18 protein-coding genes and 2 riboswitches are annotated in these 17535 nt (G+C 35.0%); of the genes, 15 read left to right on the top strand and 3 right to left on the bottom strand.

Annotation, left to right across the window (positions count from 1 at the left end; translation table 11 throughout):
- Positions 1 to 53: 53 nt before the first annotated feature.
- On the bottom strand, positions 54 to 1367 hold the full coding sequence (locus tag MKO96_RS24470; RefSeq protein WP_240588954.1) for an anaerobic C4-dicarboxylate transporter family protein: 1314 nt from the start codon (positions 1365 to 1367) through the stop codon (positions 54 to 56).
- Between the two features lie 283 nt (positions 1368 to 1650).
- Positions 1651 to 1735: riboswitch (cyclic di-GMP riboswitch) on the top strand.
- A gap of 143 nt (positions 1736 to 1878) precedes the next feature.
- On the opposite strand from MKO96_RS24470, the gene MKO96_RS24475 reads away from it, so the two are divergent.
- The 7 genes from MKO96_RS24475 to MKO96_RS24505 all read left to right on the top strand — a co-directional run bounded on the left by MKO96_RS24475 (position 1879) and on the right by MKO96_RS24505 (position 9376).
- A complete protein-coding gene (locus MKO96_RS24475; RefSeq protein WP_240588955.1) occupies positions 1879 to 3615 on the top strand; it encodes a methyl-accepting chemotaxis protein in 1737 nt (578 codons plus the stop codon).
- Positions 3616 to 3676: 61 nt separating this feature from the next.
- A riboswitch (TPP riboswitch) is annotated at positions 3677 to 3778 on the top strand.
- 100 nt (positions 3779 to 3878) lie between these two features.
- Complete coding sequence (locus tag MKO96_RS24480; protein WP_000082898.1) at positions 3879 to 4199, top strand: MTH1187 family thiamine-binding protein; 321 nt, start codon at positions 3879 to 3881, stop codon at positions 4197 to 4199.
- Positions 4171 to 4944 (top strand): ABC transporter permease, encoded by a 774-nt coding sequence (locus tag MKO96_RS24485; RefSeq protein WP_001057159.1) that lies wholly within the window; start codon positions 4171 to 4173, stop codon positions 4942 to 4944. The genes MKO96_RS24480 and MKO96_RS24485 overlap by 29 nt, the downstream gene beginning before the upstream one ends.
- The gene (locus MKO96_RS24490) at positions 4941 to 5939 is read left to right on the top strand and encodes an ABC transporter substrate-binding protein (protein ID WP_240588956.1); all 999 of its coding nucleotides are present in this window, start codon (positions 4941 to 4943) and stop codon (positions 5937 to 5939) included. The genes MKO96_RS24485 and MKO96_RS24490 overlap by 4 nt, the downstream gene beginning before the upstream one ends.
- Entirely contained in the window at positions 5936 to 6685 is a 750-nt protein-coding gene (locus MKO96_RS24495) for an ABC transporter ATP-binding protein (protein WP_240588957.1), read from the top strand. Before MKO96_RS24490 ends, MKO96_RS24495 begins: the two co-directional genes overlap by 4 nt.
- Positions 6686 to 6751: 66 nt before the next feature.
- Positions 6752 to 7525, top strand: coding sequence for a hypothetical protein (locus tag MKO96_RS24500; protein WP_240588958.1), 774 nt, complete (start codon positions 6752 to 6754; stop codon positions 7523 to 7525).
- A 306-nt stretch (positions 7526 to 7831) separates the two neighbouring features.
- Positions 7832 to 9376 carry an ABC-F family ATP-binding cassette domain-containing protein gene (locus MKO96_RS24505; protein ID WP_240588959.1) on the top strand — a complete coding sequence of 515 codons (1545 nt, stop codon included), beginning with the start codon at positions 7832 to 7834 and terminating at the stop codon, positions 9374 to 9376.
- Positions 9377 to 9822: 446 nt separating this feature from the next.
- Here the strand turns inward: MKO96_RS24505 and MKO96_RS24510 are convergent, their stop codons facing one another.
- On the bottom strand, positions 9823 to 11847 hold the full coding sequence (locus MKO96_RS24510; protein ID WP_240588960.1) for a glycosyl hydrolase family 18 protein: 2025 nt from the start codon (positions 11845 to 11847) through the stop codon (positions 9823 to 9825).
- Positions 11848 to 12220: 373 nt separating this feature from the next.
- Here MKO96_RS24510 and MKO96_RS24515 point away from each other — a divergent pair, with 373 nt between their 5' ends.
- The 8 genes from MKO96_RS24515 (at position 12221) to MKO96_RS24550 (ending at position 16125) form a co-directional block, all read left to right on the top strand.
- Entirely contained in the window at positions 12221 to 12592 is a 372-nt protein-coding gene (locus tag MKO96_RS24515; RefSeq protein WP_240588961.1) for a DnaJ family domain-containing protein, read from the top strand.
- Positions 12593 to 12602: 10 nt separating this feature from the next.
- Positions 12603 to 12917: a thioredoxin family protein gene (locus MKO96_RS24520; protein WP_240588962.1), complete on the top strand. Its 315-nt coding sequence runs from the start codon at positions 12603 to 12605 to the stop codon at positions 12915 to 12917.
- Between the two features lie 13 nt (positions 12918 to 12930).
- Positions 12931 to 13182, top strand: a complete 252-nt coding sequence (locus MKO96_RS24525; protein ID WP_166703545.1) for a hypothetical protein — start codon at positions 12931 to 12933, stop codon at positions 13180 to 13182.
- A gap of 125 nt (positions 13183 to 13307) precedes the next feature.
- Positions 13308 to 13451, top strand: a complete 144-nt coding sequence (locus tag MKO96_RS24530) for a histidine kinase (protein WP_172555415.1) — start codon at positions 13308 to 13310, stop codon at positions 13449 to 13451.
- Positions 13452 to 13531: 80 nt separating this feature from the next.
- Positions 13532 to 14113, top strand: coding sequence for a TetR/AcrR family transcriptional regulator (locus MKO96_RS24535; RefSeq protein WP_001254436.1), 582 nt, complete (start codon positions 13532 to 13534; stop codon positions 14111 to 14113).
- A gap of 66 nt (positions 14114 to 14179) precedes the next feature.
- Entirely contained in the window at positions 14180 to 15412 is a 1233-nt protein-coding gene (locus MKO96_RS24540; protein ID WP_240588963.1) for an MFS transporter, read from the top strand.
- 56 nt (positions 15413 to 15468) lie between these two features.
- Positions 15469 to 15720, top strand: coding sequence for a helix-turn-helix transcriptional regulator (locus MKO96_RS24545; protein ID WP_002070345.1), 252 nt, complete (start codon positions 15469 to 15471; stop codon positions 15718 to 15720).
- A 12-nt stretch (positions 15721 to 15732) separates the two neighbouring features.
- On the top strand, positions 15733 to 16125 hold the full coding sequence (locus MKO96_RS24550; protein ID WP_087979295.1) for a hypothetical protein: 393 nt from the start codon (positions 15733 to 15735) through the stop codon (positions 16123 to 16125).
- Between the two features lie 45 nt (positions 16126 to 16170).
- Here the strand turns inward: MKO96_RS24550 and MKO96_RS24555 are convergent, their stop codons facing one another.
- Positions 16171 to 17454, bottom strand: coding sequence for an MFS transporter (locus tag MKO96_RS24555; RefSeq protein ID WP_240588964.1), 1284 nt, complete (start codon positions 17452 to 17454; stop codon positions 16171 to 16173).
- Positions 17455 to 17535 lie beyond the last annotated feature (81 nt).

Raw genomic sequence — 17535 nt, forward strand, 5'->3', positions numbered from 1 at the left:
CGTTTAATTAAAAAAGCACAAACCCTTTAAAATTGTAGGTTTGTGCTTTTTCTTTAAAACATAATTGATATTAAGAGCATTCCAATTCCGATAGAAGTGAATGTTGCGATTAGGCCTGGAATCATAAAGCTATGATTTAAAACATATTTACCAATGCCTGTTGTACCAGTGCGATCAAAGTTAATGGCAGCAACGATTGTTCCATAGTTTGGAATGAAGAAATATCCATTTACTGCAGGGAACATCGCGATTAGTAGTGCTGGTGGAATACCGAGTGATAATCCGAGAGGTATTAAAGCACGTACTGTTGCGGCTTGGCTATATAGTAAGATAGATAGAATGAATAATGCGATGGCAAATAGCCATGGTGCACTTGTTACTAGGTGCTGAATTGATCCTTGAATCATATTTAAGTTTCCGTTAAAGAAAGTATCTCCCATCCAAGCGATACCGAAAATAGCAACAACTGCTGTTGCCCCCGCTTTAAAGACGTTACCAGACACGATGCTTTCTACATTTGGTTTGCAGAAAATAATAATAAGAGCTGCGATAGTTAACATAACCATTTCAATTGTGTTTGGCATGGAAAGACGAACTAACTTCCCGTCAACCATCCATCCTGGACGAAGTGCTTCAAATGAACCGAGAAGTACGACAAGGAAAGTTCCTACTAAGAAAAGGATAACGGATAGTTTAGCGCCTTTTAAACCAACAAATTCTTTCTTCTCTTCAATTTTAGGAATCATTCCTTCTTTTAAACGTTTCAAGTATTCAGGGTCTTCATTTAATTCTTTCCCCATTTTGCTAGCAACAAATGCAGCTACCATACAAGCGATGAAGGTAGAAGGGATACTTACTTTTAAAATATCTAATAAAGTGATTTTATAGTCAGCTAGCATTGCTAAAAGTGCAACTGTTGCAGCTGATATAGGACTAGCTGTAATTGCTTGTTGGGAAGCGATTACGGCAATTGACATTGGTCGTTCAGGTCTAATCCCAGATTCGCGAGAGACTTCTGCGATAACAGGAAGTACAGAATAAGCAACGTGACCAGTTCCTGCGCACAGTGTAAATAAATAAGTAACAATTGGAGCAAAGAATGTAATGCGCTTTGGATTTTTTCGCAATGCTTTCTCAGCCAGATGAACAAGGTAGTCCATTCCTCCAGCGGCTTGCAGTGCACCGGCAGCTGTAATTACTGCTAAAATCATAAGCATTACATCAATAGGAGGAGCTGTAGGTTGTAAGTGGAAGATGAAAACAAGTATTGCCATACCAACGCCACCCATTACTCCTAGACCGACTCCGCCTAGGCGTGCGCCAATAAAAATGCAGAGTAGTAACGTAAGAAATTGTAGCCAAAACATGATAAACTACCTCCGAAATTCATTAGTTAAGATATATTTGAATAATTTAATTTGAACGAAAATTAAAACAAATACTCAAAATAATCCTTGTGTTATATACATTTTTTATTATATAACACAAGAAATGTAACATTCACGAACTTTGTTAAATTATTTCGAAAAAATAATGCATTGAAACTTTACATTTGCATCTCTAAATAGGTAGACATTTTAATTTTTATGTTGTAATCTTTGATAGAGAATAATTTAATTCTCATAGAACTCCCATATCGTTCAACTCGTTCAGCGAGAAAGGCAAACTGATGGAAACATTAGGACGCAAAACTACAGGAGCTAAGGCCGAAAGGTTATGCTAGCCAGTTACCGGACGGATAGGGTTGGTCTTGACCAATGCTCTTTTCATTGGTCTTTTTTTTGTTTATAAAAAAATGAGAACCGTTATCGTTTATTAATAAGGTGTATATTTTAATAGCGTTACTTTATAGTAAGTTAATTAAGAAAGGTGATGTTAATGAGAAAATATTGGCATAAGCTATCATTTCTTCAAAAAAATGTATTGTTAACTGTGTTAGTTATTTTGACGCTTGTCGGTACTATGGGAGCGTTAAGTTTTAACATGTTTCAAAATAGTATGATGTCTATGTTTGAAAGGCATTCTTTTGAAACAGGAGATACGGTATTACATAAATTAGACGAAGAAATAGTGAGAGATGTTACAAAAGACCCATTGGCACAAAGAGAAAAGAGAGAAAAGTTAACAGAGAAATTAGATGAAGCAACGGAAGAATTGAACAGTGTTGGACAAACCTATATTGTTGGAGCAAAAGAAAATGAAAAAGGTGAGTTACTAATCGTCGATTTGTCTACAGAGTTAGCAAATGTTGTTGAAGTAAGGCCGGGGGAATATTATAAACAACCAGATCTTTGGATGAAAGCATATGATAAAGTAATGAGCACGAAAAAAGCAAACATGACAGAAGTATATGAAGACGCATTAGGAACATGGGTAACGATATTAGAGCCGATTAAAGATAGGGAAGATAATATTGTGGCACTTGTTGCAGCTGATGTAGATGCCTCGATTGTTCCTAGTACAAAGGAAAAGTTCATTATACAAGGTTTACTGTTTATTTGTATTTCTGTTTTAATTGCAACTGTTATTCAATTCTTAATTGTGCGTAACGCACTTGCTCCATTGCGAGATTTACGTGAAGGATTACGCAAAGTCGGGGAAGGTGATTTAAGTATTAAATTAGAGGAAAGACCAGATGATATTGGTATTATTAATGCGTATTTTAATAATACCATCGAAAAGTTTAAAGGAATTATAGATAAAGTGAAGCAGACAGCAGAACAGGCTTCCTCATCTTCACAAGAATTGTCAGTGAGTACGAAAGAGAATAGTATGGCAGTTCAAGAAATCGTAAGTTCTATGGTTGAGTTAAGAGCTGGCGCTCAATCACAAGAAACGTCAGTACCACAGTATTTAGGTATTGTATATGAAATGGAAGATAAGATGGAAGAGATAAAGAATGCTGCAGAACAAATGGCGAAAGAGTCTGAAGGTACGGAGCATCATTCAGTAAAAGGAAAAGGTGTTATTAAACAGGCGATTAATCAAATGAATATAATACAAAATGCAGTACAAGATTTATCTTCTATCATTCATTCTTTGGAAACAAGATCAAAAGAAATTAGAGATATTGTAAATGTAATTACAGGTATTTCAAATCAAACTAATTCGCTAGCTTTAAATGCTTCTATTGAAGCTTCACGTGCTGATGCAAGCGGAAAGAGATTTGCCGTTGCTGATGAAGTGCGTAAATTAGCAGAGCAGACGGAAGCATCAGCAAAAGATATAGCGAAATTAATAGGAGAAACACAAGCTGAGACGGAAGAAGCTGTTGTTTCAATGCAAAAAGCTTCAAAAGAAGTAGAATCTGGAATGAAACTTGTTGAAAGTAGTGGCACTTTCTTTGAAAAAATTTCAAAATCAGCACAATCTGTTACAAATCAAGTTAAAGTTGTTTCTAGCAATTCAAGTGATATATTGCAAAATAGCCAAAATATTGTTCGTGTTGTAAATGAACTATCACTTATCGCAAATACGTATGCGAATAGTAGTAGTAATATTGAAGAAAGTATGAAAGAACAGGAAATGTCTGTACAAGATATTGCTGAATTAGCTAGTTCTTTAAGCTGGCTTTCACAGGAGTTACAAGAGTTAATTGGGGAATTCAAAAGTTAAATGAAATAATTATACGTGCTTTTGTTTGTTCAATAAAATGAATCATGCTACAATGAAGACGAATTAAGGACCGGGGAGCCAATTGGCTGAGAGGATGTAAACAAACATCGACCCTCAACCTGATCTGGATAATGCCAGCGTAGGGAGTTACTTAAAGTGATGTAGCATATGTTATTCTATAATAACTTGCATACAAGGCTTTCCTACGCAGTAGGAAAGCCTTTTCTTGTTTTAACATTTCATTTTATAAGGGGGATTTTACTATGTCACAACAAGTTACGATTTCATTTTCAGTAGTACCGCAAGCGAAGAACAAAGATGTGTATTCTGTTGTCGATAAAGCAATTGAAGTTGTACAACAATCGGGAGTTCGTTATGAAGTAGGGGCAATGGAAACAACGCTGGAAGGAGAATTAGATGTACTTCTTGATGTCATTAAACGTGCGCAACAAGCTTGTGTGGATGCTGGAGCAGAAGAAGTGATTACTTCTATTAAAATCCATTATCGTCCAAGCACTGGTGTAACGATAGATGAAAAGGTTTGGAAGTACCGTGATGAATATGCAAAACCAGAAGCAATCTAAAATAATTACAACAATTTGGCTTATCCTTCTCATAGCGATATGGGAAGGATCTGTTTCATTATTTAAAATTGAACCGTGGATTTTACCGAAGCCTTCTGCCATTGTTCAAGAATTAATTGGAATGAAAGATTTACTATTACCGAATACGATGCAAACGTTACAAGAGGTTCTAATCGGACTGTTTTTTGCGATTTTAATTGGGACAAGTATTGCAATTATTATGGATGTTATCCCTTTATTTCGTATTTTAATAAATCCGTTGCTTGTTATTTCGCAAACGATTCCAATCGTTGTACTTGCACCGTTATTTATTATTTGGTTTGGATATGGAATGTTACCGAAAGTAATGGTAGTAATACTCGTTTGTTTCTTCCCGATTGCGCTTAGTATTTTAGAAGGTTTTCAAACGGTAGATAAAAATATGCTGAAGTTGTTGCAAACGATGAAGGCAACGAAATGGCAAGTTTACCAGAAAGTAAAGTTTCCAGCAGTGCTTCCATACTTTTTCTCTGGTTTAAAAATTGCAGTTACATATAGCGTAATGGGAGCAATTATTGGGGAATGGCTCGGTGCCAGTGAAGGATTAGGAGTTATGCTTACGAGAGCTACAAAATCCTTTTTAACAGCCCGAGTATTTGGTGTGGCAGCAATTATTGTTATGGTGACATTATGTCTGTATTTTATCGTGGAGTTTATGGCAAGAATAACAGCACCATGGATATATAGAAAGGACGGCAGAAAATGAAAAAAGGTTTAAAAGTTATATTGGCTGCCTTATTAGCAGTAGGTGTGGCTGGATGTAATCCGGCGAAGAAAGAAGAAAGTGCAAGTAAAGATCAAAAAGTAAAAGTAGTATTAGATTGGTTTCCGAATACGAATCATACTGGCCTATATGTAGCGCAAGCGAAAGATTATTATAAAAAGCAAGGATTAGATGTAGAAATTATTCAGCCAGGTGATAATGTGACAGCGGAGCAAATGATAGCTTCCGGAAAAGCTGACTTCGCAATAAGCGCACAAGAAAATGTAACGTTGGCTCGTGTGGAAGGTATTCCTGTTGTATCTGTAGGAGCAATCATCCAACATAACACTTCAGCTTTTGCATCACTTAAAAAAGATAATATGATGTCACCAAAAGATTTTGAAGGTAAACGTTACGGCGGCTGGGGAGGACCAGCAGAAGAAGCAACGTTGAAGACAATCATGGAGAAGCATCAAGCTGATTTTAATAAAGTTGAAAAAATCATCTTAGGACAAACAGATTTCTTTAAATCAATCGGTCGTGATGCAGACTTTGAATGGATATATTACGGATGGGATGGAATTGAAGCGAAGCGCCAAGGAAAAGAGTTAAATACGATTATGGTGAAAGACTTAGACCCAGCGCTTGATTTCTATAGTCCTGTTATTATTACGAGTGAAAAACATACGAAGCAAGATAAAGATTTTGTGAAAAAGTTTATGAGTGCAACGACAGAAGGTTATAATTTTGCAATTAAAGAACCGAAAGAAGCAGCCGATATTTTAATTAAAGCTGTTCCAGATGTGAATAAAGACTTAGTACAAGAAAGTCAAAAATGGTTAAGTACGAAGTATCAAGATGATGCAAAAGCGTGGGGAGTACAGAAGGAAGAAGTTTGGACGAATTACATGAATTTCTTATATGATAACAAAGTTATTAAGAAGAAAATTGATGTGAAAGATGCCTTTACAAATGAGTTCCTTCCAAGTGAAAAATGAGTGGATTACAAATAAAAGAGATTGTAAAAGCTTTTGATGGAAAGAATGTATTAGCAAATATTAGTGCTTCTATACGAGAGGGAGAGTTCGTTTCCTTTGTAGGACCGAGTGGTTGTGGGAAAAGTACATTATTAAATATGATTGCAAATGTTGAAAACCCAACAAGTGGGAATGTAACGTATAAGGATAGGCACGTACAAGAGCAAGATGTTGTAAGTTATATGCCGCAGCAGGATTTATTACTACCTTGGCGATCAGCTTTGCAAAATATAGTTCTTCCATTGGAAATCGAAGGGAAACCGAAAAAACAAAGGCTGACAGAGGGAATGGAAGCATTAAAGCAATTTGAACTAGATGAATATGCAGACCATTATCCAGATGAATTGTCTGGTGGTATGCGTCAAAGAATTAGTTTTTTGCGCACATATTTATGTGAAAAGCCAATTATGCTACTCGATGAGCCTTTTGGAAAATTAGATGCCTTTACAAAAATGGAAGTACATAGCTGGCTTTTAAACTCTTGGCACCAAGAGAAGCAAACAATTGTTATGGTTACACATGACTTAGATGAGGCAATTTTGCTTTCGGATCGCGTCTTTATTTTATCCCAAAGACCAGCATCAATAGTTGGTGAGGTACAAGTGAAATTACCTAGGCCGAGAACGATGGATATGTTAACATCACTTGAGTTAAAGGAGGATAAGGAAGAAATTTTGAGAGTATTAGCTCCTTATATGAAAAAATAGAAAAAGCCTTTTAACAGTTTTTGGTATAATTACTGTTAAGAGGCTTTTTTATATAGGGGGAGAAAGATGAAATCTATAGAGAAAATAGTTGATTCATTAACGCCGGACAATCTTGAAGAAGGAAAGACCTTATTAAAAAATCATATTTTATTAATGAAGTATGGTATGGAACATCATGAATTAAAAGAAGAAGAAATGACAGAAGTTTTAAAGTGGGTTCAAGGCCGGAATCAATTAAGAGAAGATGTTCCAGAATTACGCGATTTACATTTAATTAAAAAGTTTCAAGTGGTATTAGATGAATTTATTCATTCTATAATTTCAAATGGTTATGTGGAAGACGCGGTAGAAGTTTTAGAGAGTGTATTAAAAAGTATGGGGGCAGTCGCTCATATTGTAAAAGTTATGTTTGTCAGCAAAAGGACAGTTAATAGAAATTCTTTAGAAATGGTAGAAGAGTTAAAACGAGAGTGCTACAACTTAATGGAACAGCGTGCTGCTGTCGGGTTACATGTTCAAATCTTTCATGTTTTAGGTTTTGTTCATTCAATTCAGTTTGATTTAGAAGAAAGTTCACAGGAACATGGACGATCTGTAATAGGGTTTTTAACAGATTTTAAAACGAATGAATTGAAGTCTGTACAACAATTTCAAAACGAAGAACATATTCCAGAAGTGAAAAATATGGTTAGTAAAGAGTATGGAATAGAATTACAAAGAAGAATTTATATGTGGAAATCGTTAACGCTCATCTTTACAAGTCCATATGCATTAGAAAAGATGTATAAAGAAATTTACGCAGAAAATGAAAAAACGGAGAAGGAACAAAAGAAAAAATAGAGAATAGAATATAACAGAGTAGTTTATACTCTTAATATAACAAATGTTAAAGGAGTGAAAGGATAAAATGACTTTATCAACTGTTCTTCAAATGGTTTTAGCTTGATACGGGAGAAGTCTGCCCATTTTTAACGATTAAGCTAAATTGAAGACAGCAGGTAAAGAACCTTAATCCTTTTTTACGATAATATGTAATGGGTAAGGTGTATTCACCTTACCCATTTTTTTATATGCACAATTAAATAAGGCTTTATACTGTTGCTCTCTCTATTTAGCTTATGGACTATAAGTAGAGGAGAGAAAAAAATGAGTATATTAACAGTAGAAAATTTAAGTCATTCATATGGTGAGAAAACCATTTTATATAATGCGTGTTTTCGACTATTAAAGGGCGAGCATGTTGGGTTAGTTGGGAAAAATGGAATTGGGAAATCAACATTGTTAAGGATTTTAACAGGAGAACTTATACATGATGACGGAAACATTGAATGGTTTCCACATGTGAAGATAGGTTTTTTACAGCAGCATATGGATTTACAAGAGGGGATAACAATTGAAGGATACTTACAAAGTGCATTTTCTAATTTGTATGTGATTGAATGCGAAATGTTAAAAATTGCTGAAGAAATGAATGGAGCAGGAGAAGTAGAAAAACTGTTAGTAAAGTATGGAGAATTACAAACTATATTGGAAAGCTCTAATTTCTATCAAATTCATACAGAAATTGAAGAAGTAGCAATCGGTTTAGGTTTATTTGAAATCGGGCTTCAAAAGGATGTTTCACAGTTAAGTGGAGGACAGCGAACAAAGTTATTACTTGGGAAGCTCCTTTTAGAAAAAGCTGATGTTTTATTGCTAGATGAGCCAACAAACTATTTAGATATAGCCCATATAGAATGGTTGCAATCGTATTTGAGACTGTATGAAAAAGCTTATGTGATTATTTCACATGACGAAGTATTTTTGAACAGTATTACGAATGTTATTTATCATCTAGAAGAACGGAAAGTGAAGCGGTACGTAGGAAGTTATGAAAAATTTGTGCAAAGTTATCAATTGCAAAGGAAACAATTACAATCGGCGCATGCGAAACAACAAAAAGAAATTGCTCAGTTAGAAACATTTATTCAAAAAAATAAAATTAGAAAAGCGAAACAGGCCAAAAGTCGAGAGAAAGTATTGGAGAAAATGCAAAGGATTGAAAAGGTTAATCATGTACCTCGATCCCGTTTTGATTTCAATGTTTATGAGGAGCCAGTTAGTCGCATATTACAGGCTGAAAAATTAAGGATAGGATATAGTTCTCCGTTATTTCCAGAATTGAATTTACAAGTAAAAAAAGGAGAAAAGATAGCGATTGTTGGTCATAATGGAATTGGAAAAACGACAATGTTAAAAACGTTATTAGGTCAAATAAAGCCGCTAAGCGGTTCAATTTCTGTTGGAGAACGAGTAAATCCTGCTTATTTTGCACAGGAAGAGTTTGCTTCAGAAACAACACCATTAGAAAAAGTTTGGGCAGAACGACCAGATATGACAAAGAAAGAAGTACGTCAAGCATTAGCAAAGTGTGGATTGAAAGAAGAACATGTATTAAAACCTATTCGTTTATTAAGCGGCGGGGAGCAAACGAAAGTACGTTTATGTGAACTTATCGTAACGAAAAGCAATGTTTTAATTTTAGATGAACCGACTAATCATTTGGATAGAGAAACAAAGAAGTCTTTGCAGGAAGCGTTACAACAATATAAAGGAACAGTTTTACTTGTCTCACATGAGCCTTCTTTCTATGAAGCATGGATAACAAAAGTATGGAATATAGAAGAGTGGGACGCTGAACGATATGAATAAAGAAAAGGCATTAGCTTGTATAAGCTAATGCCTTTTCTTTGCGATTAACATGATTTTCGAGAACTCTTACATGAGAATTGTATGAAGAAGCACTCTTATGGTGCGCTTATAAGCGTGCTTTTTCTTATGTTATGTTTATATTTAGATGCCTTTCCCTAACAGGCGACTATCTTTCTTTATATATATAGATAGTTTGAAATGGAATAAAAATAATTCCTATATGTAAAGGATAATGTGATTAGTATAGGAAGACAATAGAAATTAAAGGGAATTCATGTAAAATTCAGATGAACTTCACATGAACTTCATATTAGAAATTAAATATAATTATAATAGGTTATTATAATATCAATTTGTGATTTTTCATAAAATTAAAAGCTTGAATTTAGGATAGAGCACTCAAACCTAAATTCAAACTTTAGTGAAATAATTAATGGAGGTTACGTTTAGTTTTCGCTAATAGATGCATTTAAAAGTTCGGCAGGATTGCCTGTTCCTGCCCCTCCGATTGTAATCGATCCACCAGGAGGAATTTCACCATTCCATCCTGCATTCGTAATTACGTAATGATTATTTATTTTACTACTAATTTTAGAATCCCAAACTTGTGTTAAATTGCCGTTATAATCAAATTCTAATTTCCAGTTTTTAATAGGGGTCGTTCCGCTATTTTTAATTACAATCGAGAAGTTGTAACCACTTCCCCAGTTTGAAGTGACTGAAAAGGTAGCATTGCTATTTCCACCAGGAGGTGTTGTGTTAGCGTCATCTGTTTTTACAAGAATGGAAGTAGGCTGTGATTTATTCCCAGCAGCATCCTTTGCTAATACTGAAAAGGTGTATTCTGTATTAGGTTTTAAGTTTTTAATTGTAATACTATTTGTTGTTGTACTCCATTTCTCTTCTCCGGCAGTAATTTCATATTCAGTAACTCCTACGTTATCAGTAGATGCAATCCAGTTTAATTGAACTGAGTTTGAATTTTTATTTGTAACAGCAATATTTTTTACGCTTGTTGGTGGTTCAGTATCTTTTTGAGTAATAGGTCCACCAAGTAATTCCTTTACTAGCATATCAAGTAATTTTGGCCCACTACAACTATATTTTGGACTTGTACGGCAATCCCCGCTTAGTTCCCAAAACATTGCGCCACTTAAACCCTTTGTCTTTATATAGTCTGTTTTATATTTCATAGATTCGTTGTCATCATAGCTAATAAACGTGCCTGTAGTCGCATTATATAAATAAGGTACTTTCGCTACATCGTTCCAGTGGCGAACAAAACCATTTTTATTAACATAATTAGCTGCTAAATCACCATAATCGTACACACCTGTGTCACCGGTAGAATAATCATCCCAAGTACCTTTAGAAGCGAGCTTTCCGTCACTACCTGGTTTACAAGGTTGGTATTGCCCATTATTTTCTTTTCCGCAACTTTTCCATCCACGTCCGTAAAAAGGTACACCTAATACGAGTTTATCCGCTGGAACCCCTTCATTTGTATAAATGTCTATCGCACCATCTACGTAAAATTTCGTATCCGCTGCTGGGTCATTTGGATCTTTGTATAGTGCTGCATTATGGTTAGAAGTAGCTTCCCAGCCACCGTGGAAATCATATGTCATAATATTAATCCAATCCAGTATTTGAGAGATTTTCTTTAGCTCTGTATGATCCGCATAACGTTGGCTTGCACCTGACGCGATTGTTAGTAAATATTGTTTCCCATCTTCTGCAGTAGCTTTCGTTAATGCATTTCGAACATCTTGAAGGAGTAGGGTGAAGTTTTGTTTATCTTCAGGACGATAACTACCACCAGGAATCGTTTCAACACCCGGGTATTCCCAGTCTAAATCAACGCCGTCAAATCCATATTCGCGAAGAAAAGCTACTGTAGATTCAGCGAATATTTTTCTTGTTTTTTCATCAGCGGCCATATCAGAAAAACGGTTAGACCAAGTCCAGCCACCAACGGAAATAATTGTTTTTAAGTGAGGATACTTAGCTTTTAATCGTTTCAGTTCTCCGAAATTTCCACAACGTGCGTATTTATCACAATCTTCCCAAGTTGTACCTGATCCTGGATAAGATTTTGTGACATCAGCCCATGGTTCACCGAGTACGAGAGTGCCATTAGGAACCTCTTTATTTTGCAGTGGTACACCAGACTCTTTACAGTTCCACGTTTGTTTATTTGGATTATCGGGGTGAGTAGAAGGGTTTCCATGTTTTCCATTCCAGCAAATATCAGCGAAAGCATAGTTTAAATGAGTTAGCTTTGATGCATCAATGTCTGCAACTTGATAATTACGTCCGTAAATGCCCCATGAAGGAAAATACCCAACAATTTTTTGACCTTGCTTTGGTGAATCTGCTAATGCAACATTTGGAGTAATAAAGTTTGTGAGAAAAAGAGGTAAGAAGAGTAGTAGGGATAGTAATAGCAGTGTGAATTTTTTTGAGCTCATAGTCATTTCTCCTTTCAAAAATAAAAGATATATTTAAAGGCATGCGCCAATAAACCAAAGTGAATCTAGACGTATGAAACGTCTAGATAAAAATGATCAGACATCACGAAGTCTATACAAGGGAGCTGGGGGTGATTAAATCGTAGCAAATGTAAGATTTGGTGTAAACGCTTTATTTAATTCGCAAAGATTTTCTCAATATGAAATGGCTCTAATACAGACTACACATGAAAATAAAATATTGATTAGGGAGGAAAAGGCTCCTTGTAATTAAATTTGAGAAAAAATTGTATAAAGTCAATTTGTAATAGCGTAGCAAGATGAGAAAATATCATGTAAAATAATAGTAAAAATATGTAAAGGAGCGAATGGTGTGGATGTCTTTTTGAACATTGCTGAAGAAAAAATTCGACAAGCAATACGGAATGGAGACCTTGATTATATTCCGGGAAAAGGAAAACCACTACAATTAGAAGACCTTTCAATGGTACCTCCAGAACTTAGAATGAGTTATAAAATCTTAAAAAATGCGGGTATGATTCCACCAGAAATGGAACTACAAAAAGATATATTAAAAATAGAAGACTTAATTGCGTGCTGTTATGATGAAGTAGAGAAAAAAGAATTACAAGAAGAGTTAACAGCAAAAACGCTGCGTTTTCAACAGGTAATGGAAAAGAGAAAGATTAAAGATAGTTCAGCTTTTCGTATGTATCAGGGTAAAGTATTTCGTAAATTACGCTAAGAGGGATAAGATGAATACATTTGAAACGATAGAAGAATTAGCGACATATATTGAAGGACAACAATTAGTACTGCTGTTTATTAAAACTGAAAATTGTGGTATTTGTGATGTTATGTTAAGAAAAGTAAATTGCGTATTAGAGAATTATGATTACGTAGAGAAAGTAGAAATATTACTACAAGACATGCAAGAGATCGCGGGGCGATATGCAGTATTTACAGGACCAACAGTTTTATTATTTTATAATGGAAAAGAGATCCTTCGTGAATCACGCTTTATTTCACTTGAAAATCTAGAAAGAACCATTCAATTATTCGAAGATTAAGGGAGGTTTTTATATGGAATTTATTATTTTCATACTATTATTTGTTGTAGTTGGAATAATTGTAACAGCAGTTCGATCAAACAAAAAGAAGGTAAATCTTACGAAACAAAATAACATTCATAATTCATCTAACAACTCATCACCATTATTTTTCTTTGCTGGATCTGATAATGATAGCTCGCATGGAGGTTCACATGATTGTGGAGGATCTTTCGGTGGAGATAGCGGAGGCAGCTGCGATGGTGGCGGAGGTGGCGGTGATTGATGAAAATGCGCCTTATATAGGCGTATTTCTTTTTAAACAAACGTTTGATTAGTTGGCTTACATATGCATAAAAACAGTTAAACAAACGTTTGATTAAATATTTTTAACATGCTAGGGGAATAGAAATGAAAAGGGAACTGAAAGTGAAAAACAAGGGGAAAGTAGTGCTATTTTTATTAGCTGCGGGAGGCGTATTTCTTGTTAAATTAGGATTTAAAATTGGAATCATACATATGATTCGAACGTGGTTTGAAAGTACGTTTTCTTAAATAAGGAATATAGCCTCTTGCGATAGAGGTTTTTTATTTGTTATTATTAGACTGAACGGTCGGTTTAAAGAGGTGTGAATATGAGAAGAAGCGCAGAAGAGATAAAGAAAGAAATTGCCTATAAAGCAGAAAGTCTGTTTTCACAGAAGGGCTATGCAGCAACATCTATGGAAGAGATTTGTGAAATTACAGAGAGAAGTAAAGGAAGCATTTATTATCACTTTAAAAGTAAAGAAGAATTATTTTTATTTGTAGTGAAACAGCATACGTATGATTGGCTTGAAAAATGGAATGAAAAAGAGAAGTTGTATAGTACGAATACTGAAAAACTATATGGTCTCGCGGAATATCATGTCGAGGACATACAGCAGCCCATTTCAAATGCAATAGAGGAATTCTCTATGAGCCAAGTTGTAAGTAAAGAGATTTTGGATGAACTATTGGCTTTAACTAGAGAATCATATGTTATGTTTGAGAAACTAATTGAAGCAGGTATACAGTCTGGAGAGTTTCGTGAAGATAATACGCGTGATCTTATGTATATTGTGAATGGATTATTATCGGGGCTTGGAGTACTTTACTACGAGTTAGATTATAAAGAGCTGCAACGTATTTATAAAAAGGCAATAGATGTATTGTTAAAAGGAATGGCAGCTGAATAATAAGTCAGTTGCTTTTCTTACAAAATAAATTAGACCGAACGGTCGGTTTATGAAAGGGGAATGAAAATGAACGCTTTATTTAAAAACCGAGCATTTATGCTCGTTATGGCATCTGATATTTTACAACAATTTGCAATTTGGATCAGAAATATGGCTCTTTTATATTTCATAATGGAGCGAACGAATAATGATCCAGTTTCAGTTTCTTTGTTATCGGTTATGGAATATGCACCTATTTTTATTTTCTCGTTTATCGGTGGGGCGCTAGCTGATCGCTGGAATCCGAAAAGAACGATGGTTGCTGGAGATGTATTAAGTGTACTGTCTATTGTAGGAATTGTCTTGTTGTTAAAGCTGGATTATTGGCAGGCTATATTTTTTGCAACACTCATTTCCGCGATTGTAGGTCAGTTTTCTCAGCCATCATCTTCGCGTATATTTAAGCGCTACGTAAAAGAAGAACAGGTAGCAAATGCAATTGCATTTAACCAAACGTTACAGTCATTATTTATGATTTTTGGACCAGTGGTAGGGTCGCTTGTGTACACACAACTTGGTTTATTTACGTCACTATATAGCTTAATCATTTTATTTTTGTTATCTGCTATAGCCCTTTCATTTTTACCAAAATGGGTGGAACAAGAGCAAGTGGCGAGAGATTCATTAAAAAATGATATAAAAGAAGGTTGGAAATACGTTCTTCATACGAAAAATTTACGTATGATTACGATCACTTTCACCGTTATGGGCTTAGCTGTTGGACTAACGAATCCATTAGAGGTATTTCTTGTAATAGAGCGCCTTGGAATGGAAAAGGAAGCAGTTCAATATTTAGCCGCAGCTGATGGAATCGGTATGTTAATCGGTGGTATTGTTGCTGCAGTTTTCGCTTCAAAAGTGAACCCGAAAAAGATGTTTGTATTCGGTATGAGCATATTAGCAATGTCATTTTTAGTAGAAGGGCTATCTACATCATTTTGGATTACTAGTTTCATGAGGTTTGGAACAGGTATTTGTTTAGCTTGTGTTAATATCGTTGTCGGTACGCTTATGATTCAACTTGTACCAGAAAATATGATTGGAAGAGTAAATGGAACGATTTTACCACTGTTCATGGGGGCAATGTTAATTGGAACTGCACTAGCTGGAGGATTGAAGGAGATGACCTCACTAGTTACTGTATTTTGTATAGCAATGGCACTTATTTTATTTGCGATAGGGCCAGTTCTACGCATGCAAATAAATAAAGAAGATGTCGCTAATAAAGAGGAACTAACAAATTCGTTAGCTTCGAAATAACCATTGTAAGGGAGCAGGATTGCTCCTTTTTCATGTGGCAATCTTTTGACAATGAAATGCCCCAACTATATACTGATGATGTAAAAACGATTTTACAGGTTAGGAGAAATGGTGTGAAAAATCAAATCTATGAATTACGCACTGAAAATAATATTTCACAAGGTGCATTGGCTGATAAGTGTAAAGTTTCTAGACAGACGATAAATGCAATTGAGAATAATAAATATGATCCAAGCTTAGCGTTAGCATTCCGTTTAGCTGAAGTATTAGGAACAACTGTTGATAAACTATTTTTGTACAAGCTGTAGGGGGAGTAGTTGTTGGGGAAAGAGAAAATAAGCCTTGTAGTTACGGCATTAGTAGCTATAAGTACGTTAGTGTTTGCACTTTATTATTGGTTAACTGAACTTCAAGTAAACTGGTATGCACTATTTATTTGTAGCATCGCATTACATTATATGTTTAAAAGTTTGGCATCGCATAATGTGGAAGGGATAACGGAGGAGAAAGAAGATGTAGAAAAACATGTATTAAAAACAAGTGCAAATGTTACGTATTATGTACTTGTTGTATTAATTTTTGGTTTGTTTTTCGCATCGGTAGGTTTTAATAAATGGATTGATTTTCATAACATACCGCTTTTGTTTGCGTTATGCGCTGCGATAGTTGTAAAGCCGGCTGTAGAATTTTTAATTGTAAGACGTTATCGCTAAAAATAAAGAAAAAGATCCTCTTCTCATGCGAAGAGGATCTGTTTCTTATAGCGTTTTAGTTTTTGGACTAGGTGGTGTAACGGATGTATCATTTTCGGGAACTCTAGTTAGTAAGAATCCACCGATAACGAACAGTACAATAATACTAAGGACACCAGCATTTGTTTTTCCCGTTAATTGCGTTGTAACACCGACTAATACGGGACCCATAATTGCCGCGAATTTACCAAAGATATTATAAAATCCGAAGAATTCATTTGCAGATTCTTTTGGTACTAGTTTTGCAAAATAGGAACGACTAAGTGCTTGAATACCACCTTGAGAAGTGGCAACTAACATTGCTAAAATCCAGAAATCGAGTGTCGTTTTTAAGAAATAAGCATATATGCAGATAATGATATAAATAATAATACCGACGTATAGCATTTTTTTACCTGTAAATGTTTCTGATAACTTTCCGTATAATAAGGCGAATGGACAAGCTACAATTTGTGTGACAAATAAGATGATTAATAGATTCGTTGCACTAATACCGAGATCTGTTCCGTAAGCGGTAGACATAGTAATAATTGTATCGACCCCGTCAATGTAGAAGAAGTAAGCGATTAGGAACATAAATACAGTTTTATATTCTTTAATATTTTTAAAAGTATCAGCAAGGCGTTTGAAGCTCATTGCAATTGGTCTTGGATGACGTTCAATATAATGTGTTTGCTCTACATTTTTTAGCATTGGAATTGTAAATAATCCCCACCAAAGAGCTGTTATTGCGAACGAAATTTGACTAGCAATGCCGACTGATAAAGGGATAGTTCCTTTTTGAGCAAGGATAATAAGAGCGATACAACCGATAAAAGGAATTGTGCTCCCAATATAACCTAATGCAAAGCCTCTTGTAGAAATTCGGTCCATTCTATCTTTAGAGGTAACATCTACTAAAAATGCATCATAAAAAATGTTTGCTCCCGCAAAACCGACTAATGCGATCATATAGCAGCCTAATAATAAGTACCACTGAGACGTTGGGACGACTGCTAGCATACTTGTAAATACGATACCGAGTCCAAAGAAGAATGTGAAAAATCTTTTTTTAAATCCTTTATAATCAGCAACTGTGCCGAGAATAGGAGCAAGTATAGAAATTAAAAGTGTAGCAAAAGAGTTTGCATATCCCCAATATGCCGTTGAAGTTGCACCAGATAGTCCGGCTTCTTTTGCAGCTGCTTTAAAGTAAATTGGAAATAATGCAGTGGTAATGACGAGCGAATATACCGAATTCGCCCAATCATATAATATCCAGCTTTTTTCTTGTCTGGACATTTTTTTCATATAATGTTCCCCCTTAAATTTGTTCTACTAACAGTGTACAGAAATAAAAATTATAAAAAGAGAAACAGTGATGATTTTTAC

The organism is Bacillus sp. ES1-5 (assembly GCF_022487605.1).
Lineage (GTDB): Bacteria > Bacillota > Bacilli > Bacillales > Bacillaceae_G > Bacillus_A > Bacillus_A wiedmannii.